Below are 19,623 nucleotides of genomic sequence, written 5' to 3' on the forward strand. Positions count from 1 at the left end.
ACGGCCCTGGCGGATCGCCGCCGGCCTCTGCCTCGGCGCGGCGATGGGCGTCAAGTGGTCCGGGCTGGCGTTCGCGGTCGCCTTCGCCGCCATGTCGCTGCTGTGGGACTTCGGCGCGCGCAGGGCCGTCGGGCTGCGCCACCCCTACCTGGGGGCGCTGTCCAAGGACGTGCCCAACGGGCTCGTCTCCTTCGCCGCCGTGCCGTTCGTCGCCTACATGGCCACCTGGACCGGCTGGTTCGCCACCGCGACCGGCTACGGCCGCAACTGGGACCAGGCCACCTCCTCGGGCCCCTTCTACTTCGTGATCGACTCCGCGCGCTCGTGGGTGCAGTACCAGTGGCAGGTCTTCACCTTCCACAACGGCCTGGAGACCTCGCACCCCTACATGTCCGAGCCGTGGTCCTGGCCGCTGCTGCTGCGCCCCGTCGCCTTCCACTACCAGGGGCGGCAGAACGTCTGCGGCGGAGCCAAGGACTGCTCCGAGGCGGTGCTGGGAGTCGGCACGCCGGTGATCTGGTTCGGCGCGCTGGCCGCTCTGGTGGCCCTGATCGCCTGGTACGTCTCCAGCCGCGACTGGCGGGCCGGCGCGGTGCTGCTCGCCTACGCGATGGGCTGGCTGCCCTGGTTCTACTTCGCCTTCGCCCAGAACCGCACCATGTTCCTGTTCTACGCGATCCCCATGGTGCCGTTCATGGTGCTGGCCATCACGCTGTGCGCCGGATGGCTGATCGGCCCCGCGGGCAAGACCGACGACGGCCGGCTTCCTCTGCGGCGAACCATCGGCGCCGCCGTGGTCGGCGCCTACGCGTTGCTGGCCCTGATCAACTTCTGGTGGCTGCATCCTGTACTGTCGGCCGAACTGATCCCCTACGCCGAGTGGAAGGCCAGGATGCTGTTCGACAAACGCTGGATCTGACCCGGTCACAGTCCGCCAAATAGTGGTTTCGTAGGGTAGTCACTGTGCAAGACCCAATACGCACCGGATTCGGTCATCGTCAGGCCTGGGGTCCATACGGCAAACTTCGAGGCATGAGTGCACCAGACGTCACCGCGCTTCTCGCCGAGTTGGAGCGGTCCCAGCCGGACCTCGCCGACGACGCCAGAACCGCCGTCGAATGGCTGACCGGCGGCGAGCCGCTGGAAACGGTGACCCAGCTCGATGTCTGCGAGTTCCTCTGGTACACGCTGCCGCTCAAGGTGGGCGGTGACCACGAGCGGCTCGCCCGCTCGCTCGGACGCCTGCTGGAGATCGGCGGCCTCCAACGCTACGCCGCTCTCTGCTCGTCGCAGACCACGACGCAGATCCTGCGCACCTACGCCCGTGAGGGCGAGGAGGCAGGCACCGGCGCCTACCAGGAGGCGCTGCAAGCCACGGGCGTGCTCCCCCCTGACGTGCCCGAGCTGCAGTGGAGCATGATCATGGGCCCCGAGGAGCTCGGCGCCCACGTCGCCTGCTCCGCGGCGCTGGAGCTGGCGATCGTCGCCGGCGAGAGCGTCGACCGCGTCGCGCTGACCCGGCGCTGGCTCACCGAGCCCCGCACCGACCTCGGCGGCGACAGCTGGCTGCACCGCGTGCACGGCGAGCGGCTCAACCGCTGGGTGCTCGGCCGCGGCCCGGCCAGGCGCGAGCTCGCCCAGCCTTTCGAGGTGCGGCTGTACGCGCCCGTCACCTCGCAGCCGCTGCCCGCCCTCCACAGGCTGCTCTCCCTGGCCGCCGCCGAAGGCAACCTGCCCCTGCGACTCGCCCCGTCGCCGGAGGCGCTCAGACTGCGCGAGCTGGCCGAGCGGGAGCTCGGCGCGCTCAGCCGGGACGGCGCCCGCCTGGCCATCACCGACCGCGGCAAGGCCCTGCTCGACTCGCCCGACGCCATGTGGGAGGCGGTCACCAGGCTGCTGCTGGCCAGGGGCGAGCACGAGTTCGAGGTGTCGGCACGCGAGGCCGCGCTCATGCTGCTCGCCGACGGCGTCCTGATCTCACCCGCCCAGCTGCGCGAGCGCGTCGCGGAGGTGGTCGGCGGGGAGGGCTGGCATCCGGCGACGGGCCTGGATGACGTGTCCACCCCGATCACGTCGCTGGTCGGCCAGCTCACCGCGCTGGAGCTCGCCTTCGGCGACGAGCTGGCGATCCGCCTGACGCGCGCCGGGCAGTTCGCCGCCCTGGCCGCGCTGCGGGCGCACGCGCTCCGGCCCAGAAAGTACGTCAACTCCACCTGACCCCGGCTACCCGGACTCCGTCGGCGGCGAAGGTCCTCAAGGAGCCTCGCCGGTGCGCAGGAAGCCGGGTGCGGTGTCTCCCCAGGCCGGCGCGTCCAGCTCGTTGAGCGCCGTGACGAGCCGCTTCTCCTCGTAGACGAAGTGCGACTCGAGCAGGGCGGCCAGGCCGTCCAGCTCGGCGCGCACGGCGCGCGCGTCCACCTGCGGCGACAGACCGCTGAGGAGCTCTTCGAGCCGGGTCATGATGTCGGCCACCATCTGGTGGTCGCGCTCCAGCTCGTCGAGCACGGGCCGCAGCTCCGGGAGGCGTTCGGCCAGTGCGGGGAAGGCGGTGCCGTCCTCGCCGGAGTGGTGCCTGCGGACCGCGGAGCAGAACGTCAGGCAGTGGGCTCGCAGCTCGCGCGGCCGCTCGCCGGCGCCGTCGAGGTAGGAGTCGACGTCTTCGCGCAGCCGGGCGAGCTCCTCGCGGAGCCAGATGTGGACTTCGGTCAGTTGGTGGCCGTACGCGGTGTGGCGTCCGTCGATGGTTTCCATGGTCGTCCCATCGTTCCACCCGTGCACCGTCGTGGGAGCGACGAAGGCAGGGGGTGCGCGACGACGTTCGGCCGATCCCCGGAAGGGCGCCGGTTCCTACGGTCGATCCGTGGCAGGAGTCTCCCGCCACGGATTCCAGGAGGACCGACCGTGTCACGTTCACGCCCACCCGGACGTCGAGCTCGTCCGCTAGGGCACCAGCCGGACCAGCGAGTCGCGCAGCCGGGTCCGCTCGCTGCTCATGAACCTGTGCAGGCTCCGCGAGCCGAACGCGACCCGCTGGGCGCTGCGGCGTCGCTCGGCGTCGTAGACGCGCAGGCCGGACGGCACGTCGTGCGCGGCCATCGCGCGCCCGAGCGCCTCGGCGTCGAGGATGGCCGTGCACGCGCCCTGCCCCAGGTTGGGCGTCATGGCGTGTGCCGCGTCACCGACCAGCGCCACCTTCCCGCCGACGAACGACCGCAGGGCGGGGAACAGGTGCCGCATCTCGTAGCGGATCCAGGTGTCGGGGTCGGTCTCGGTGAGGATGCGCGGGATCGGGTCGTGCCAGCCCGCGAAGTGGCCGCTCAGCTCCTCGGCGGTGGTGGCCTCCGGCACGGTGGCGTACCAGTTGGTGTGTCCGGGCTCGACCGGGGTCATCCCGAAGAACCGCCCCTTGCCCCAGGTCTCGCCGTAGACGCCGGTCTCGAACCCGGCGATGCCGATCCAGGCGACGGTCCCGACGTGGGCCGGGCGGCTGCGGTCGCCGAAGCAGGCCGACCGCACGGCGCTGTTGATGCCGTCGGCGCCGACCACCAGGTCGTGGCCGTCCAGCAACGCGCGCACGTCGGTGACCTGCTCGCCGAGCAGCAGCGGCACGTCCCCGAGCGCCGCCAGCAGTGCGTCGAGCAGGTGGGGCCGGGAAATGAGCAGCTCGGGCCGCCCCGCCTTCCGCTCGATCCGCTCCAGCGGCAGGCTCGCCATCACCTTCCCGCCGGGGGTGCGGATCCGCGCGCTCCTGTACGGCACGGCGCGGCGGCGCAGGGCGTCTCCGGCTCCCAGCCGGTCGAGCGCGGCCTGGGCCGTCGGGTGGATCCCGAACGCGGTGCCGTACCTCCCCAGGCCGGCGCGCCGGTCGAGCACGGACACCGTCCAGCCGGCGCGGCGCAGTCCGATGGCCGTCGCCAGCCCGCCGACTCCCGCTCCCACGACCACCGCGGTTCTCGTCATGACATCCTCCTCGATTCACCACAACTGTGGTACCACGATTGTGGTAGCTTTGGCAAAAGGGGAGGTTCAGATGAATCCGGAACGGCGCGACCGGCTGCGTGACGCGGCCATCGAGGTGCTGGCGAGCGCGGGCGGGCGCGGCCTGACGCACCGCGCCGTCGACGCGGCGGCGGAGGTGCCGGCCGGCACCGCGAAGAACTACTTCCCGACCAGGGAGGCACTGCTGGGCGCGGCGGCCGAGCGCTGCCTGGAGCTTTATCAGCGGACCCGGGCGGCCGCGGCGGAGCGGGCACCCACCGACCGCGAGGGCCTGGCGGTGGTGCTCCGCGCCCTGCTGGGCGACGTCGCGGGGGCAGGCCGCTCCCGCCTGCTGGCCTACCTGGAGTTGCAGGCGGAAGCCGCGCGCAGGCCGTGGCTGGCCGCCGTCCTCGACCCCATCGCTGCCGCCGACTTCGCCGGTTTCGAGGCCGCGCAGCGGGCCGCCGGCCTGCCCGTGACGCCGCAGCGGGCGGCCACCGTCACCCTGGCCATGCACGCCGCCATCCCGCACCTGCTGGCAGGAGGACCGGACACCCTGGCCGCGGCCGGCCTGGACGACCTCGACCGGTTCGTCCGGGGGGTCCTGGAGGCGACATATCCGGAGAAGGAGTCCCTAGGCTGAGCGGCATGCCGACGGTCCTCGCCTTCCACGCCCACCCCGACCACGAGGTTTTCATGACGGGCGGCACGCTCGCCCGCGCCGCCGCCGAGGGACACCGGGTGGTGATCGTGGTCGCCTGCGACGGCATGGACGCCGCGGAGGGCGAGACTTACCGCATGAAGGAGCTGCGTGCCAGCGCCACCCAGCTCGGCGCGCACCGCGTCGAGCATCTCGGCTACGCCGACAGCGGCCACGGCGCGGAGCTCTACCCGGACCCGCCCGGCCGGGTGCGGTTCGTCAGGGCGGACACGGACGAGGCCGCCGCGAAGCTCGCCGCGATCCTGCGCGAGGAGCGGGTGGACGTGCTCCTCAGCTACGACGCCAACGGCGGCTACGGCCACCGCGACCACGTCAAGGTGCACCACGTCGGCAGGCGCGCCGCCGAGCTGGCCGGCGTCGGGCGGGTGCTGGAGGCGACGATCCCGCGCGAGCTCGTGGCGCGCCTGACGGTGCCGGCGCGCCTGGTGGGACTCCGCTACGACCTGCGGGCGCTCGCGGCCGCCTACACACCGCGAGCTCGCGCGCACCGGATCAGGACGGGCGGCGATGCTCCACGACCTGGTCCCCGCGACCGGGAAACACCATGACCAGGATGTGCTGCGGAGTCCACGCCTCCCAGTCGGGCTCGCGGTAGTGCACCCGGATGCGGTAGTGGCCCTTGCCACGGAAGGCCAGGTTGGGCAGCCCTTCCCCGGCCATGGGATCCATGAGCACGATCGACCCCGCCGGGCTCTCGTAGCCGACCTCGACCACGCGGTCCCACCCCTTCACCTCGACGGGCGGCCTGCGGCGATAGGTCTCGGCCGTGAGGCAGTTCGCGTAGTCGGAGTGACTGAGCATCATGAAGTGCCCGGGCAGGGTGGCGACCAGCCCATGGTGCTGCGCCTTGTCGAGCAGGCCGTCCTGGAAGGGGTCGGTGTCGTCGTCGGGCGCCGCCTCGAAGGACTCGATCACGCCGTAGTCGGTGTACATCCGATCGCGTACGACGCGCAGCGGCTTGATCCGCGGCCGGTGCCGTGCCTCATCACAGGCCTTCTGCTCGGCCGCCACATCCGCCTGATACGCCGCCTCCTCCGCCTCCCGCTCCTGCCGCACGACGGCCGCTGCCGGGGGACAGATGGCGGCGATGCGGTAGGCCGGGATGTCCGGGTGCGGGAAGGCGGCGCACATCCTGCGGCCGTAGGCGAGGGCCAGGTGGTCGCCGACCATGGTGAACATCCGGTCCCGGCGCATCCCGCAGAGGAAGGCCCGCTCGCCCGTGGCGACCTCCGCCCCTTGCGGGAACTCACACGCCTCGGTGCCGGTGGGGCCGGGCGAGAAGTCACCGGCAGGCAGGAACGACAGCAGCCCCAGCCCCGCCACACTCGCCAGCCCGCGCCGGAACCACCGCGACAGCAGCACCCGCCGCACCCGATACTTCGGAATCCGCACCGCGGCCAGCACGCAGAACGCGGCCACGGTGGGCATGACGTCCGGGCCCAGGAAGAACCGGAGTCCTTCCACGCCGCCCCACTGCTCCAGGCAGCTCCGGTCCAGGGCCAGGTCCACGCCGAACGCCACCAGGTCGAGGCCGTACAGCAGCAGCAGCGCGCCCGCCAGGACCCGCGAGACCACCCGCCCGGCGCGCGGCCGCCCCAGCCGCGCCGACGACCAGTGGGCCGCGAAGGCCAGCACCACCGCGGGCACACCGGCGTACCAGAGCACGGGCAGCCACTCGACCGCCGCCCACAGCCGCTGGGAGACCTCGTCGCTCACCTCGCGGCCCGGACACCACCCGTAGGAGGCGTAGCCGAAGACGAAGGACTCCGGCAGGGACAGCTGATAGCCGACCCCTGCCCCCGAGACCACCAGGGCGGTGATCCACCATAATCGTGATCTTCTATTCACGACCCCATAACGTACTGGGAGACGGCGGCGATCACCCTCGGGAATCCGCCGTCGACCGCAGCCGGGCCAGCCGCAGGCCGGCCCAGAGCAGCAGGGCGGCGACCCCCACCAGGAGATACTCGATCACCGGGATGCGCACGACCTCGTCCAGGCTCCCCCATCCGCGGACCCCGTACACCACCAGGACCGCCCCCACGTAGCAGGCGGCCAGCGACCAGCGCGCCCGTGCGCCCAGTCCCAGGCCGTGCATCTGGGTGAGGACGAACACGCCCAGGAACCCGAACAGGAACATCGGCCAGACTCCGCCGGGCCCGCTGTTCATGACGGCGACGAGGGTGCCGTGCACCGCCACCAGGAGCTCCAGGGTGAGCGTCCACCACCTGTTCGTGTGCGCGCGGGTGAGGAACAGGCTGCCCTGCAGCAGGAGCAGGAACATGTAGAAGAACCCGATCAGGTGCCCGCTGCTGGTCTCCATCGGGTGATACCAGAACGTGTAGACGGCGGCCCAGCTGAACAGATAGCCGTGATACCGCCGGGCGAAGTCCACCACCTCGCCCGGGATGGGGGCCGGCCGGCCGGCGAACAGGCCCCGCCGCCGGTTCTCCATGAGGAGCACCACGATCAGCAGGAGCACGACCGATCCCTGCGAGCTGAAGATCGACACGTCCTGCGCCAGCCCGTCGTAGAACACCTGGGTCTGCGCCTGGTGCAGGAGGATGAACGCGAAGTTCACCGCGAGCGCCACGAGGTTCACCCGGTGCAGCCCGGAGGTGTAGCGGCGGACCCTCGTCTGGGCGTAGTAGATCACGCCCCAGAGCGCGAGCTGGTGGCCCGCGTAGCCCAGCCAGGCTGACAGTCTGGTCCAGACGGTGGGCTCGGGCAGCTTCCAGTAGTACCAGGAGGCGCCCTGATCAGGCAGCAGCGTGATGCCCTGCAGCCGCTGACCTGCCAGCCAGACGAGCCCGGTCAGCACGGCGCTGGCGGCCACGCCCCAGACGAGCGTCGCGTTGGCACTCCACCGATTGTTCAGCATGCTGAACATTATGCGGGGCTACGGCCATCCGGGTCACAATGAGGCGGTGGTGATGGACGACGACATCGGCTCCTGGCCGACGGGGCGCTTGCTGTCGGTGGCGGCCCGGGTGGTGGAGGGGCGCTTCCACGCGTTCCTCGAGACGCGCGGCCTGACGCACGCCGGCCTGATCGCCCTGCACCACCTGGCGGGCGGTCCCCGCTCGCAGCGGGAGATCGCCGTGCTGTGCCGGGTGACGGACCAGACGATCAGCAGGACCGTCGACCATCTGCGCCAGGCGGGATACGTCGAGCGCCGCACCGACGAGCGCGACCGCCGGCGGCTGCTGGTGCGCATCACCGAAGCGGGCGAACGGGTCCTCGCGGACGCCCGCCATGCCGAGCGCGCCTCCGACCGGTTGCTCGGGGCGCTGGACGACTACGACTGGTTCAGGGGCCAGCTCGTCAAGCTGATCACCGCCGCTTCCTGAACGGCGCCGCCGCGAACCTGACCAGCGCCTTGCGCCTGGTGAGCCAGCGCACCTGGGCGCCGTTGCGCGCCCGGGCGAGCGCCTGCCTCGCCAGCCACGGGGTGACGGTCTCGACCCGATCGGCCAGGATCGCGAACACCTTGCCGGCCCTGGCCAGCTCCTCTTCGCCGTAGTCGTGGACCAGCAGGTCGGTGAAGACCATCCCCGGGCTGAGCAGGCCCACGGAGACCCCGGCGGGCACCTCGCGGGCCAGGGCCCTGGTCACGTAGGTGAGCGCCCGCTTGCTCGCCCCGTACATCGCCAGGCCGGGCACGACGCGCCCGTCGCTGCCGAGCCCTTCCATGTTCCACACGTGCCCGCCGCCCTCCTGCCCGGCCATCCCCTCGATGGCGACGGCGCTGCCGTTGACCGCTCCCAGGAGGTTGACCTGCAGCACCCGTGCCGCGTCGGCGGCGGGCAGCTCCCACACCGGCCGGCGCGCGTGCGAGATCCCGGCGTTGTTGATCCAGACGTCCACCCGCCCGAACCGGGCGACGGCCGCGTCCCACAGCCCCCGCATCTGTTCGCGGTCGGCCACGTCCGCCACGACCGCGCAGATCCGCTCGCCGTCGAGCCCGCCGGCGGCCTCGGCCACCGATTCGGCCCGGCTGCCGCAGAAGGCCACCTGGTGCCCCAGCCGCAGGAACTCCCGGACCAGCCCGTGCCCGATCCCCCGCGTGCCCCCCGTCACCACGATGACCATCCGGCACTCCTCAGCTGACGACCTTCGACCGGGGCTGCCACGCCGGCACCCCGCTGCGAGAGGCCAACGTACTCCCAGCGGCCCACAGCGCGATGCCGATGTACAGCACCTGCTCCGGGATCCGCAGCCACAGCGGCGTGGCCGTCTCCCCGTTGAAGGGGGCGGCGGAGACGGCGGCGTAGATGTTGGCGGGAAGCAGCAGCACGAACAGCACGGCCAGGCTGATCCCCGCCGCCCGCCGCGTCCGGGCCAGGACCAGCCCGGCGGCGCCGAGCAGCTCCAGCACGCCGGACGCGTACACCACGAAGCTCGGGAACGGCACGAACGGCGGCACCATGCGCACCATGTCCTCGTGGTTGGGCATGAAGGTGACTCCGGCGGGGACGAAGTGCGCGCTGGCGGTGACCACGAGCATGGCGGCCAGCGCGTGCGCGGCACTGACCCGCCAGGTGGCGAACCGGCGGACGCCGAGCACACCCAGCAACCGGAAAACCAGCAGGGCGACCGCGAGGGTGCCGATGACGACGAACATGACTCTCCTTTGGATAGCGACACTATCTAGTATTTAGATAGTAACCCTATCCAAGGCGATCTGGGGTCACATTCCCGCGAGCCTGACGGTGACCTCGGGTCCGAGCAGGGACCAGCTCCGGCCGTCACCCCAGACCGACGACGAGTCCGTGAACGGCCGCAGCAACGCGACGAGCTCGGCGTCACCCCGGCCGTTGAGCTCGTCCGAAGCTATCTTCCGCGCCACTCCGGCAAGGAAGTCGGCGACCTGCACCCGGGGATCGAACCGCGAGTCCACCAGCTGAAAGCCGGACAGCCGCCCGCGCGGCGGACCGTCGGGAGCCGACGGGGCGAACGTCTCCTTGAGCCGCGCGATCCGCTCCTCCGTCAGCGTGTTGGTCTCGTCGTGCACGATCGAGACCGCCTTCCCGCCCGCTCCCCAGTGGACGACGGCCTGCGCGATCGCGGGGATGAGGGGATCCAGCCCCGGGCCGTCGAAGAGCTGCGCCAGGAAACTCCCGGCGCGCTCCCTGCCCTGCCCGAGCAGCCCCATGATCTCGCCCACCCGCCCGTCGGGAGGAAAGTCCTCCACCAGTTGGAAGAACGAGTCGGCGGACGTCCTGCCCCGCATCAGGTCGTTGAACGCCTCCAGGAACGCCGTCCACCGTTGGGGCCCGTACGTACGTGGACCCTCGCGATGCAGGGTGAGGGCCATCGCCTGCCGTTCGGCGGCGGTCGCCTGAGCAAGCAGGTCGACGGCCTTGACGACGGCGTAGAAGGTCTTGTCGATCAGATATACGCGGGCGTTTCCCAGAATCGGCCCCGACGGCCCGAGCAGCCACTCCAGAACCGCCCGATGCTTGCCCCTGAGCAGATGATTCGCTTTGTATTCGGTCGCGGGAGAGCGAATCCTATTGCGCGTCTCGCGGATGCACTCCGCCGCCGATTCGGCGCTCAACCGCACGCTGGCGTGGGCGAAGACATCGGTATTGCCACCGATGAGCTTCTCCCCCTCCGAACCCGACTCGTCGCAGGCGATCTCGAGGAGTCGACCGGTGGGGGGAAATTCCGCTGGCACGAGGCTATTACCTGTCATCCCCTGGTGAATTTCGGCTCGCGGCCGAGTTTAGCAACCACACCCATATCGGGGATAACGCTTTTCAGGCCGTGAGCCCGAGCGACCTGATCAGGTCGGTCAGCTCGTCACGGTAGAGGGCGGCGGGGTCGTGCGCGAGCGTGCGCAGGTGGCCGTAGATCTCCAGGGCCACCAGCCCGTGCATGCGCCCCCACACACGCAGCGCCAGGGCGACGGCGGCCGGCGGCAGCCCGGGAAACTCCTGCTGGGTCTGGGCGGCCAGGCCGGGATCGAAATCGGACCAGGCGTAACCCCGGCCGTCCGGCTGCAGGCTCCCCGCCCGCGGCCAGGCCGCCGCGACGAGGCCGGTGAGCCCGGCACAGGCGCGGTGCTCGGCCTCCTGCGCGGGGCCGCCCTCCGGGGGCTGATAGCCGGGCACCGGATCGCCGTAGATCAGCCGGAAGCCCTCGGGATTGGCCAGCGCCCACTCGCGCACGGCCTGGGCCCAGGCCAGGATCCGCCCGCCCGGATCGCCGTCCGGCACGGCGTCGCGCGCGGCCTCCGCCGCGTCCACGAGCGAGGTGTAGACGTCCTCGATGAGCGTGGTGATCAGGTCGTCGCGGGTGGCGTAGTAGCTGTAGATCGCGCCCGCGGTCATCCCCATCTCGCGGGCGATGGCACGCAGCGAGATCGCGTCAGGACCGCCGCCGGCCATGAGCGCGAGCGCGATGCTCTTGATCTCCTGCGCGGTCTGCGCCCTCAGCCGCTCCCGCCTGCTCACCGCCACGCTGTTCACGGTTGACATCGTACAGCGTTGGATTACTCTTTGCCGTACATCTTCTACACGGCGTTCAGGAATTGAACGCCAATCAAGACAGGCGGCATGATGGACATCGGGATCTTCGGCGCCTCCGGCACGATCGGCCGGCGCATCGTCACCGAGGCGGCAGAGCGCGGACACCGGGTGACCGCGTTCACCCGCGACGCCTCGCGCGTCCCGGCGGACCCGGGTGACGTGACGTGGGCCGTGGCCGACGTGCTCGACGCCGGCAGCGCAGCGGCGGCCATCGGCGGGCTCGACGTGGTGGTCAACGCCATCAACGCCGGCGACGGCATCGCCGGCGCGATCGCGAACGCCGACGTCCTGCCGGCCGCAGCGCGAGCCCTGCTCACCGCCCTCGAACAGCACCCCGCCACCCGGCTCATCGTGGTCGGCGGAGCGGGCAGCCTGGAGGTGCGGCCAGGATTGCAGGTGGTCGACTCGGAAGGGTTCGCCGAGGGGTTGCCGGAGTCGCTCGGCGTCCCGGCGGAGTATGTGAAGGTCGTGCTCGCACACAGGGAGGCGCTGCACCTCTACCGGCTGTCCAACCGCAACTGGACCTATCTCAGCCCCTCGTCCGGCCTGGTCCCCCCGGGAGAACGCACCGGCCGCTTCCGGATCGGCGGCGACCGGCTGCTCGACGCCGCCGGCGACATCTCCGCCGAGGACCTGGCCGTGGCGATCATCGACGAGGCCGAGCTCCCGCGCCACCTCCAGCGCCGCTTCACCGTCGGCTACTGACCCTGAAGCGGCCCTTGTACGATGTCGTGCGGAGGAAAAGTGGCCACCCAGCGCGAATCCAGGACCGAGCCCCGCATCCCGCTGAGCCGGGAGCGAGTGCTCCGGGCCGCGGTCAAAATCGCCGACGAGCACGGCGTCGGGTCGCTCACGATGCGCCGCATCGCCGAGGAGCTCGGAGCCGAGGCGATGTCGCTCTACTACCACGTGGGCAACAAGGAAGAGGTCCTGGACGGCATCGTCGACGTCATCGCCGGCGAGATCAACGACGTCGTCGACCGGATCGACCTGCCCTCCAAGGGCGCCGACTGGAAGAAGGCCGTGCGTCACCGGATCCTGTCCGCTCGCGAGGTCCTGCTTCGTCACCCCTGGGCGCCCGGCCTCTTCGAGACCCGCGTCACCACGAGCCCGGAGGTGGTGCGCTACTTCAACGCCCTGCTCGGGCTGATGCGGGACGGCGGCTTCTCCTACGACCTGGGCCACCACGCGCTGCACGCCCTGGGGAGCCGGGCCATCGGTTTCACCCAGGAACTGTTCGATCCGGGCGAGGGAGCCGGCGACGCGTCGCCGGACCTGCTCGAGAGCATGGCGGAGCAACTCCCCCACCTCGTCGGCATGATGCTGGAAGTCGCCCACGACGACCCCGACTCCACGCTGGGGTGGTGCGACGACCAGACCGAGTTCGAGTTCGGGCTCGACATCATCCTCGACGGTCTCGACAGGATGCGCGACCCCGCCTGACCAGGCATTGATAAACCCCCTCTTGACTCTCTTACGGCGTAAGACTACCTTACGCCGTAAGAGAGTCTTACGCCGTAAGACTGAGGGGAGCCTGTGATGAAGGCGTTCGTCCTACGTTCGTACGGATCATCCGACCGCTTGACGCTCACGGAGATCGAGCGGCCCGTGCCCGCCGACGACGAGGTGCTCGTCCGAGTGCGCGCCACCTCCGTCCAGCCCTACGACTGGCACCACATGCGCGGCCAGCCCTACGTCGCCCGGCTGATGCCCGGCGGCCCGGGGTTACGCCGGCCGAAGTTCGCCATTCTGGGCGCCGACCTGGCGGGACAGGTCGAGGCGGTCGGCAAGGACGTGACCGGGTTCGGCCCCGGCGACGAAGTGTTCGCGATGTCCAAGCAGGGCGGCTTCGCCGAGTACGGCTGCGTCCGGGCGGCCGAGCTGGCGCCGAAGCCGAAGAACCTGACGTTCGAGCAGGCGGCGGCCGTGCCGCTGGCCGCCAACACCGCCCTGATCGCCCTGCGCGACCAGGGCCGGATCCGGCCGGGAAAGAAGGTCCTCGTCAACGGCGCCTCCGGAGGGGTCGGCACGTTCGCCGTGCAGCTCGCCAAGGCGTTCGGCGCCGAGGTCACCGGCGTCTGCAGCACCCGGAATGTGGACCTGGTCCGATCGATCGGCGCGGACGAGGTCATCGACTACACCAAAGAGGATTTCCTGCTCACCGGACAGCGCTACGACATCCTCCTGGACATCGCGGGCAGCCGGTCGGGATCGGCCTGCCGCCGCGCGCTGACCCCCAAAGGCGCCTACGTCGTCGTCGGCGGACAGGCAGGCCGATGGTTCGAACCCGTCGGTCACACGTTCGCGGCGCTCGCCCTGTCACCGTTCGTGTCCCAGACGATGTCCCTGGCGGACGTGGTCGGCTGCAAGCAGAACAGACAGAATCTGCTCACGCTGACGGAGTTCATCGAGGACGGCAAGATCACCCCGGTCATCGACCGGACCTACCCCTTCGACGAGATCCCGGAGGCCGTCGCCTACCAGGAGGCGGGTCACGCCCCGGGCAAGGTCGTCGTCACGGTCTCGTCCGGCACGCACCAGTAGCCCGCCGCCCCCGCGCCGGCTACGGCGAGCCGGTGACCGGCGGGCGATGAGTTCCGGCGCCTGCCGGAGTCCTACCCTTGTCGCCGCGCGGCATCTCCGCGAGCCCGCTCGCCGACCCCGAGCAGGACTCCACCCCCGAACTGCGGGCCGACGACGTCGCCCTCCGCGGACTGCTGCTGTTCGCGCGGGCACGCGGCGTCACCTGCGTGAAAGGCGACACAGACCACGACAACATCGCGTCCCAGCACGTCATGATCGCAGCGGGCATGCGGCCGGCCGGACAAGACGAACGCGTCAGGTACTTCGAGATCGCCTGGACCGACACGACGGCGAACACTGACGCACGCTCCTAGAGCCTGTACGGAGTTGAGATCAGAGGGATCGCTTGCGGCATGGCCAGCGGTCCTGATAGGCCATCGAACATGGCACGGGGAGACCTCACCGACGAGGAATGGTCCTTGATCGAGCCTCACTTACCGCTGGGTGAACGGGGCCCGATCCCGGATCTGCGAAGGCTGTTCAACGCGATGATGTGGCGGTTTCGTACCGGCAGCCCGTGGCGGGACCTGCCGACCGAGTACGGGCCCTGGTCCACCGCCTACGACCGGTTCCGCTCCTGGGCACTGAACGGTGTGTTAGAGCAGCTGATGCAGGCGATGATCGCCGAGGCCGCAGCCCGGGGGCAGGCCGACCTCGACCTGGTCAGCGTCGACTCCACCACCGCCCGCGCCCACCATCATGCCGCCGGGATGGTCTTGGACGATGAGTTGAGCGCAGCGCTGGAAGAAGCCGTCGGCCGGGAAAGGGGGCTGGGTCAAAGGGGCAAACGCCCGCGAGGGCGATCCCGGCGACGCAGGGGCCGGGGACAGCGACGACTGCGACGACAGGGACGAAGAGGGGAACGAACGGAGGCGGCTACGACGCCGGCACCGGTTCAGGCTGAAGGCCGCCGGCCTGGGGCGCTCGCGGGGCGGGTTGACTAGCAAGGTGCATCTGTCGGCCGACCGTCGATGTCGTCCGCTGTCCTTCGTTCTCACCCCTGGTCAGGCCGGTGACAGCCCGCAGTTCCGCGCCGTGCTGGAGCGCATCAAGATCCGCCTGCCGATCGGTCGTCCGCGCACCCGGCCGGGCGCGGTGGCCGCCGACAGGGCATACTCCTCCCGCGGCAACCGCGCCTACCTGCGCCGACGCCGGATTAAGGCGGTCATCCCGGAGAAGGCCGACCAGGCGGCCAACCGCAAGAAGCGCGCCTCTGGCGGGGGCCGGCCGGTCACGCATGATGCCGATCTCTACAAGCAGCGCAACACGGCAGAACGCTGCATCAACCGGATGAAGGAGTGGCGTGGGCTGGCCTTCCGGTACGACAAGACCCCCGACAGTTATCTGCCGGCCTGCACCTACGCGGAGCCGTCTTATGGATCCGAAGCCTCCGGCCGGCCTAGAGATCTTCCGTATAGGCTCTAGAAGGGATTCGAGACATCTTCTGACAGAGAGGAAGCGGCATTCACTTGACGCGTCCAGCCAGCCAGAAGAGCGCGAGGGCGACCAGTTCGACGCCGGCCGACACGGCGGGCAGCCAGCCGCTCCCGTGCCCGTCGAGTACGAGTCCGCCGGCCGCGCCGCCGGCCGACACCCCGACGTAGACCGCGCTGCTGTTGAGCGCGAGCGCCTGCGGCCCCGCCGGGCCGGCCAGGGCGAGCAGCCGGGTCTGCGCAGGCGGCGGGATCCACCAGGACACGGCCGCCCAGAACACCAGCAGCGGCAGCAGCGCCAGCAACGGGACCGGACGCAGGAACCAACAGGCGCTGAAGACGGCCATCGCCGCCGCGAACCCCACGACCCCGATGATCAACGCTCGGTCGGATCCCCACCGGTCGGCGGCCCGCCCGCCGAACTGGCCGCCCGCGAACCCGGCGAGGCCGGCCAGCACGAACACCCATCCGAGCTCGACGGACCCCACCCCGGCCAGGTCGCGCAGGAGCGGCGCCAGGTAGGTCAGCACCATCATGCTGCCCAGCACGATCGCCACGATCCCCAGCAGCCCCAGCAGCACCCGAGGGCCGGCCAGCGGGGCCAGCCGGTCCCGGATGGGCATGGCGGGCGCGGGCGGCGTCTCCGGCAGCGTCCTCCTGATCGCCACCAGCGCGACCAGCCCCAGCGCCCCGCCGAGCCCGAACGTGGCCTGCCAGCCGAACGCGCCGCCCACCCAGGTGCCGATGGGCACGCCGAGTGCGAGCGATCCGGTCAGCCCGCCCATCACCAGCGTCAGGTAGCGCCCCTGCCGCCCTTCGGGGGCCAGGGTGGTCGCGATGGCGTACGCGGCGGGCACGACGGCCGCCGCCGCCACGGCTGCCAGCACCCGCAGGCCCATGAGCAGCGCGTACGAGGACGTGAACGCCGCAACCCAGTTCGCAACGACGAACAGCGCCAGCGCCCCGGTGAGCAGCCCGCGCCGGGGCCAGGTGGCGGTCACCACGGAGGCCACGGGCGCCGCCAGTGCGAACGCGATCGAGAAGACGGTGACGAACTGCCCGCCTGCGGCCTCGCTGACGCCGAGGTCCGCTGAAATCGCGGGCAGCACTCCAGCGATTATGTAGTCGTCCGTGGCGAAGGCGAACGTGGTGAACGCCAGGGCGAGCAGCCACGTGGGCAGCCGCTGCCGTACGGCGACAGGCATGGGTATCCCCTTGATTAAGGTAACGAGTGTTTCCCAGATAGGGTAACAGTCGTCACCTCAATGGCGTCAAAGGAAATTGCGATGGCCAAGACCGCCGACCCGCAACGCCGCGCGGAGTTGCTCGACCAGATCGTCGACTACCTGGCCGGGCACGGCCTCTCGACGTTGTCGATGCGCCCGCTGGCCCAGCACCTGGGCAAGTCCACGCGAGTGCTGACCCATCACTTCGCCGACAAGGAGGCCCTGCTCTCGGCGACCATGGAACGCCTGGACGAGCGGCACCGGGCCTGGCTTCATTCGCTGCCGGGCTGGTCGGGCTCCGACAGCGTCGGGACGATCATCCGGCGGACCTGGGACTGGCAGACGCGGGAGGAGAACCTGCCGGTCGCCCGCCTGATCCACGAGATCGAAGGCCTGGCCGCGGCGGGCAAGCTGGCCGGTCACGTGCCCCGACTGCTGGCGGACCGGTCAGACTTCGTGGCGGGGCTTTTGCGCGAGCGGGGCATGCCCGAGGCCGACGCGTTGCGGGTCTCCACGCTGGCCAACTCGGCGTACACGGGACTGCAGATCGACTTCCTCACGACGGGCGACCGTGAGCGTGTGGAGGCCGCCCTGGAACAGCTCTGCGCCCTGGTGGACGACTGGGTCGATTCCGCGTGAACCACAGAACGACGCCCCACCGAGATCGCCCTTGAGGGTAAGTCGCCAGAGTCTGCATGGGCCTAGAGATCCGAACTCCGTACAGGCTCTAGCCGCGGGCGCGGATGCCTGCGGCTGCCACGGCGACGTGACCGCGTACTGGCCGGTCAGTCGAAGAAGGCCGTCGCGTCGAGGTCGTGCAGGCGGTCGGGGTCGGACAGCACGTCGATGGCGACGATCTTCCCATCCGTGACGGTGAAGGCCATGACGGACAGCGGCCGGCCGTGTGCGGCGACGACCACTCCGGCGGCGCCGTTGATCAGCACGGGCCGTGCGTACGGCGAGAGCCGCCCGAAGGTGACCGCCTGCTCGGCCACGGTCCGGGCGCCGTTGATCACGACCGTGTGGCGGGCCCGCGCGACGCCGCCGTCGGAGCGCAGCACCACGTCTGGGTGGAGCACGGCGACGAGCGCGTCGAAGTCGCCGTCGCGAGCGGCGGCGAAGAACGCGTCGACGACCCTGCGCTGGCGTGAGAGATCGGGGTCGGGTGCGGGGGCCTGCCCCCGCACCCGACGGCGGGCGCGACTCGCGAGCTGCCTCGCCGCCGCCGGCGACCGCTCGATCATCGGGGCGATCTCTTCGAACGGCACGGCGAACATGTCGTGCAGGACGAACGCGAGCCGCTCGGCCGGCGTCAGCGTCTCGAGCACCACCAGCAGCGCCAGCCCGACCGAGTCGGCCAGCAGTGCCTCGTGCTCCGGGTCTCCGTCCTCGGGGCTGATGATCGGGTCGGGCACGCGCACGTCGAAGGGGTCCTCGCGCCGGTGTTCACGCGAGCGCAGCACGTTCAGGCACACGCGTGCCACCACCGTGGTCAGCCACGCTCCGAGGTTGTCCACACCGCTGGTGTCGGCGCGGTTGAGGCGCAGCCAGGCGTCCTGCACGGCGTCGTCGGCCTCGCTCACCGAGCCGAGCATCCGGTAGGCAACGGCTCGCAGGCGCGTCCGATGTTCCTCGAAACGGTCTGTCAGCCATTCGCGCTCGTCCACCGGGTCGTGTTCCTTCCTCGCGGGGCGCTCTGTACGAGTAGACCCGCGGAACCCGCCTGGTGTGACATGCGGCATCGTCGACGACCCTCGGGCAGCCGTCACCGGGCGCCGAGCTGGGACTTCGCCACTTCTCCGATCAGAGAACCTCCCAGTCGAGCTCACCGCCGACCTCTCTGGGCTTCCAGTAGCCGATGGAGCCGCCGCTTTCCATGGCGTCGGCGGTGGCCTTCAACAGGGCGTGGTACGAGCGGATCCGCTCGTCCCCGGGCGTGAAGCTCATACTGCCCTCGTGATCGGTGCCGCCGACGTCACGCCTCACCGAGTCGATCACGAGGTGGTTGCCGCTTCCGTCGGAGCCGAAGGGCACCATTCGCCCGTCCCACCATTCCGTTCGCGGATCGGGGGGCGCCTGGTCGTCACCGTCGATGCCGCACAGCTTCCGCCACGTGTCACGGATCTCCCTGACGCTCAGGTTGGCGTTGCCCAGAAAACCGAAACCCCAGGCGTCCTGCGCCATGACGGCCCCGTCGTGCCGCAGCAGTGACGCCCGCAGGTCGTCGGGGAACCGCAGCCCCATCTGCGCCTCCGCCACCGCGATGGTCGCGGCGCTTCCGGGCTTGCCGAGCGTGCGATGGCTCCTGGGCGCGTTGGTCTTCAGCCACGCCTCGATCCGCCGCCACTGCCGGTCCACCGCCCGGGTCACCTTCGCGTCGAGCTTGCGCACCCGCGGCTCGGCCCGGCCGGGCCGGCAGTCGGCGTCGGGACGCGACTCTCCGGCCGGGACCGGCTCCTGCGGCTCCCCGTCTCCGGTGGGCTCGGGGAAGTGCACGGCGTCCGGAACGGTGACCTGCTCGGTCTCGCCGACCAGGCAGGAGACACCGTCCTGCGTGCACGGGCCGTCCTGGAACGCGTACGGATGCCAGGCCATCTCCCAGTGGTGTTCCTCCACTGCCGTTTCCTTGGAGAAGACAGCGGACTCCAAGACCTGGGTGCCGCCCGCCAGCAGGACGAGCGCGAGCCCGGCCATGCCCCAGCGGGCCAGGCGGCGGCGGGTGGCCGCATCCAGCGGCTCCCTCGGCTCGCCGCGTTCGAAGAACCTGGTGAACGCGGGCCGGTCGAAGAAGGGGGGCTCGGTGGCGTAGCGCTGGAGATCCTCAGCGGTGGGGGTGCCGAGGATCGGAGCCGGAGGCCACTGCGGCACGGGGACGGCCTTGGGTGACGCCGCGTCGGAAGCCGCCTCGCCCCGCTGAACCGGAGGCCCGGCCGGGCGCCGGCGCGAACGCACGATCACGACGATCGTCACTGCAGCGATGGCAGCCGAAAGCGCGAGCCATACCCCACGAGAAGTGATCAATCGCCGCACGTCCGGCAGAGTACCCGGAATTGGTCTGCCCGGAGATCGAAAGCCCTCGAAGAGCCAAGGCCCGCCCGATCGGCCGGACGGGCCTTGTGGTCTCTGATGGGTCGATCACGGATGAGGCC

21 protein-coding genes and 1 pseudogene are annotated in these 19,623 nt (G+C 70.8%); 11 read left to right on the plus strand and 11 right to left on the minus strand.

Annotation, left to right across the window (positions count from 1 at the left end):
* Positions 1-919 (plus strand): dolichyl-phosphate-mannose--protein mannosyltransferase (locus V5E28_RS44835; RefSeq protein WP_442945980.1); only part of this gene is annotated, 919 nt, incomplete at its 5' end.
* Positions 920-1,032: 113 nt separating this feature from the next.
* On the plus strand, positions 1,033-2,217 hold the full coding sequence (locus V5E28_RS44840; protein WP_336216307.1) for a hypothetical protein: 1,185 nt from the start codon (positions 1,033-1,035) through the stop codon (positions 2,215-2,217).
* 36 nt (positions 2,218-2,253) lie between these two features.
* Here V5E28_RS44840 and V5E28_RS44845 read toward each other — a convergent pair whose 3' ends face one another.
* Both V5E28_RS44845 and V5E28_RS44850 read right to left on the minus strand, forming a co-directional pair.
* Positions 2,254-2,751 (minus strand): hemerythrin domain-containing protein, encoded by a 498-nt coding sequence (locus V5E28_RS44845; protein WP_336216308.1) that lies wholly within the window; start codon positions 2,749-2,751, stop codon positions 2,254-2,256.
* A gap of 189 nt (positions 2,752-2,940) precedes the next feature.
* Positions 2,941-3,960: an FAD-dependent oxidoreductase gene (locus V5E28_RS44850; protein WP_336216310.1), complete on the minus strand. Its 1,020-nt coding sequence runs from the start codon at positions 3,958-3,960 to the stop codon at positions 2,941-2,943.
* A 70-nt stretch (positions 3,961-4,030) separates the two neighbouring features.
* On the opposite strand from V5E28_RS44850, the gene V5E28_RS44855 reads away from it, so the two are divergent.
* Both V5E28_RS44855 and V5E28_RS44860 read left to right on the plus strand, forming a co-directional pair.
* Positions 4,031-4,621 (plus strand): TetR/AcrR family transcriptional regulator, encoded by a 591-nt coding sequence (locus V5E28_RS44855; protein WP_336216311.1) that lies wholly within the window; start codon positions 4,031-4,033, stop codon positions 4,619-4,621.
* Positions 4,622-4,626: 5 nt separating this feature from the next.
* Positions 4,627-5,247: a PIG-L deacetylase family protein gene (locus V5E28_RS44860; protein WP_336216312.1), complete on the plus strand. Its 621-nt coding sequence runs from the start codon at positions 4,627-4,629 to the stop codon at positions 5,245-5,247.
* On the opposite strand, the gene V5E28_RS44865 is transcribed toward V5E28_RS44860, so the two are convergent.
* Complete coding sequence (locus V5E28_RS44865) at positions 5,192-6,547, minus strand: hypothetical protein (RefSeq protein ID WP_336216314.1); 1,356 nt, start codon at positions 6,545-6,547, stop codon at positions 5,192-5,194. The two genes, V5E28_RS44860 and V5E28_RS44865, sit on opposite strands and share 56 nt — an antisense overlap.
* A 31-nt stretch (positions 6,548-6,578) precedes the next feature.
* The gene (locus V5E28_RS44870; RefSeq protein ID WP_336216315.1) at positions 6,579-7,580 is read right to left on the minus strand and encodes a hypothetical protein; all 1,002 of its coding nucleotides are present in this window, start codon (positions 7,578-7,580) and stop codon (positions 6,579-6,581) included.
* Between V5E28_RS44870 and V5E28_RS44875 the strand changes: the two genes are divergently transcribed.
* Positions 7,579-8,049, plus strand: a complete 471-nt coding sequence (locus tag V5E28_RS44875; RefSeq protein ID WP_336216316.1) for a MarR family winged helix-turn-helix transcriptional regulator — start codon at positions 7,579-7,581, stop codon at positions 8,047-8,049. The two genes, V5E28_RS44870 and V5E28_RS44875, sit on opposite strands and share 2 nt — an antisense overlap.
* Here V5E28_RS44875 and V5E28_RS44880 read toward each other — a convergent pair.
* From V5E28_RS44880 to V5E28_RS44895, 4 genes are all read right to left on the minus strand, one after another.
* Positions 8,033-8,791, minus strand: coding sequence for an SDR family NAD(P)-dependent oxidoreductase (locus tag V5E28_RS44880; RefSeq protein ID WP_336216317.1), 759 nt, complete (start codon positions 8,789-8,791; stop codon positions 8,033-8,035). The genes V5E28_RS44875 and V5E28_RS44880 overlap by 17 nt on opposite strands.
* 10 nt (positions 8,792-8,801) lie before the next feature.
* Positions 8,802-9,323 (minus strand): DoxX family protein, encoded by a 522-nt coding sequence (locus V5E28_RS44885; RefSeq protein WP_336216318.1) that lies wholly within the window; start codon positions 9,321-9,323, stop codon positions 8,802-8,804.
* Between the two features lie 66 nt (positions 9,324-9,389).
* Positions 9,390-10,379, minus strand: a complete 990-nt coding sequence (locus V5E28_RS44890; protein ID WP_336216319.1) for a DUF3800 domain-containing protein — start codon at positions 10,377-10,379, stop codon at positions 9,390-9,392.
* 82 nt (positions 10,380-10,461) lie between these two features.
* Positions 10,462-11,172: a TetR/AcrR family transcriptional regulator gene (locus V5E28_RS44895; RefSeq protein WP_336216320.1), complete on the minus strand. Its 711-nt coding sequence runs from the start codon at positions 11,170-11,172 to the stop codon at positions 10,462-10,464.
* 87 nt (positions 11,173-11,259) lie between these two features.
* On the opposite strand from V5E28_RS44895, the gene V5E28_RS44900 reads away from it, so the two are divergent.
* The 5 genes and pseudogenes from V5E28_RS44900 to V5E28_RS44920 all read left to right on the plus strand — a co-directional run bounded on the left by V5E28_RS44900 (position 11,260) and on the right by V5E28_RS44920 (position 15,218).
* Positions 11,260-11,937, plus strand: coding sequence for an NAD(P)-dependent oxidoreductase (locus tag V5E28_RS44900; protein WP_336216321.1), 678 nt, complete (start codon positions 11,260-11,262; stop codon positions 11,935-11,937).
* A 39-nt stretch (positions 11,938-11,976) separates the two neighbouring features.
* Positions 11,977-12,675: a TetR/AcrR family transcriptional regulator gene (locus V5E28_RS44905; RefSeq protein ID WP_336216322.1), complete on the plus strand. Its 699-nt coding sequence runs from the start codon at positions 11,977-11,979 to the stop codon at positions 12,673-12,675.
* A gap of 138 nt (positions 12,676-12,813) precedes the next feature.
* Positions 12,814-13,776 carry an NAD(P)-dependent alcohol dehydrogenase gene (locus V5E28_RS44910; RefSeq protein ID WP_336216323.1) on the plus strand — a complete coding sequence of 321 codons (963 nt, stop codon included), beginning with the start codon at positions 12,814-12,816 and terminating at the stop codon, positions 13,774-13,776.
* 77 nt (positions 13,777-13,853) lie between these two features.
* Complete coding sequence (locus V5E28_RS44915) at positions 13,854-14,129, plus strand: GNAT family protein (RefSeq protein WP_336216324.1); 276 nt, start codon at positions 13,854-13,856, stop codon at positions 14,127-14,129.
* 69 nt (positions 14,130-14,198) lie between these two features.
* Positions 14,199-15,218: pseudogene (locus tag V5E28_RS44920) on the plus strand (IS5 family transposase).
* Between the two features lie 62 nt (positions 15,219-15,280).
* On the opposite strand, the gene V5E28_RS44925 reads toward V5E28_RS44920, so the two are convergent.
* Positions 15,281-16,453 carry an MFS transporter gene (locus tag V5E28_RS44925; protein WP_336216325.1) on the minus strand — a complete coding sequence of 391 codons (1,173 nt, stop codon included), beginning with the start codon at positions 16,451-16,453 and terminating at the stop codon, positions 15,281-15,283.
* An 81-nt stretch (positions 16,454-16,534) separates the two neighbouring features.
* Between V5E28_RS44925 and V5E28_RS44930 the strand changes: the two genes are divergently transcribed.
* Complete coding sequence (locus V5E28_RS44930; protein WP_336216326.1) at positions 16,535-17,113, plus strand: TetR/AcrR family transcriptional regulator; 579 nt, start codon at positions 16,535-16,537, stop codon at positions 17,111-17,113.
* Positions 17,114-17,259: 146 nt separating this feature from the next.
* Here the strand turns inward: V5E28_RS44930 and sigJ are convergent, their stop codons facing one another.
* Positions 17,260-18,141 carry an RNA polymerase sigma factor SigJ gene (sigJ, locus tag V5E28_RS44935; protein WP_336216327.1) on the minus strand — a complete coding sequence of 294 codons (882 nt, stop codon included), beginning with the start codon at positions 18,139-18,141 and terminating at the stop codon, positions 17,260-17,262.
* Positions 18,142-18,277: 136 nt separating this feature from the next.
* A complete protein-coding gene (locus tag V5E28_RS44940; protein ID WP_336216328.1) occupies positions 18,278-19,444 on the minus strand; it encodes an SMI1/KNR4 family protein in 1,167 nt (388 codons plus the stop codon).
* Positions 19,445-19,623: the final 179 nt, after the last annotated feature.

Source organism: Nonomuraea sp. LPB2021202275-12-8, assembly GCF_037044575.1.
Classification (GTDB): domain Bacteria; phylum Actinomycetota; class Actinomycetes; order Streptosporangiales; family Streptosporangiaceae; genus Nonomuraea.

Coding starts and splice junctions, on each gene's coding strand:
- V5E28_RS44840 (WP_336216307.1), top strand. CDS start 1,033: ATGAGTGCACCAGACGTCACCGCGCTTCTCGCCGAGTTGGAGCGGTCC.
- V5E28_RS44845 (WP_336216308.1), bottom strand. CDS start 2,751: ATGGAAACCATCGACGGACGCCACACCGCGTACGGCCACCAACTGACC.
- V5E28_RS44850 (WP_336216310.1), bottom strand. CDS start 3,960: ATGACGAGAACCGCGGTGGTCGTGGGAGCGGGAGTCGGCGGGCTGGCG.
- V5E28_RS44855 (WP_336216311.1), top strand. CDS start 4,031: ATGAATCCGGAACGGCGCGACCGGCTGCGTGACGCGGCCATCGAGGTG.
- V5E28_RS44860 (WP_336216312.1), top strand. CDS start 4,627: ATGCCGACGGTCCTCGCCTTCCACGCCCACCCCGACCACGAGGTTTTC.
- V5E28_RS44875 (WP_336216316.1), top strand. CDS start 7,579: ATGCTGAACATTATGCGGGGCTACGGCCATCCGGGTCACAATGAGGCG.
- V5E28_RS44870 (WP_336216315.1), bottom strand. CDS start 7,580: ATGCTGAACAATCGGTGGAGTGCCAACGCGACGCTCGTCTGGGGCGTG.
- V5E28_RS44880 (WP_336216317.1), bottom strand. CDS start 8,791: ATGGTCATCGTGGTGACGGGGGGCACGCGGGGGATCGGGCACGGGCTG.
- V5E28_RS44885 (WP_336216318.1), bottom strand. CDS start 9,323: ATGTTCGTCGTCATCGGCACCCTCGCGGTCGCCCTGCTGGTTTTCCGG.
- V5E28_RS44900 (WP_336216321.1), top strand. CDS start 11,260: ATGATGGACATCGGGATCTTCGGCGCCTCCGGCACGATCGGCCGGCGC.
- V5E28_RS44925 (WP_336216325.1), bottom strand. CDS start 16,453: ATGCCTGTCGCCGTACGGCAGCGGCTGCCCACGTGGCTGCTCGCCCTG.
- V5E28_RS44930 (WP_336216326.1), top strand. CDS start 16,535: ATGGCCAAGACCGCCGACCCGCAACGCCGCGCGGAGTTGCTCGACCAG.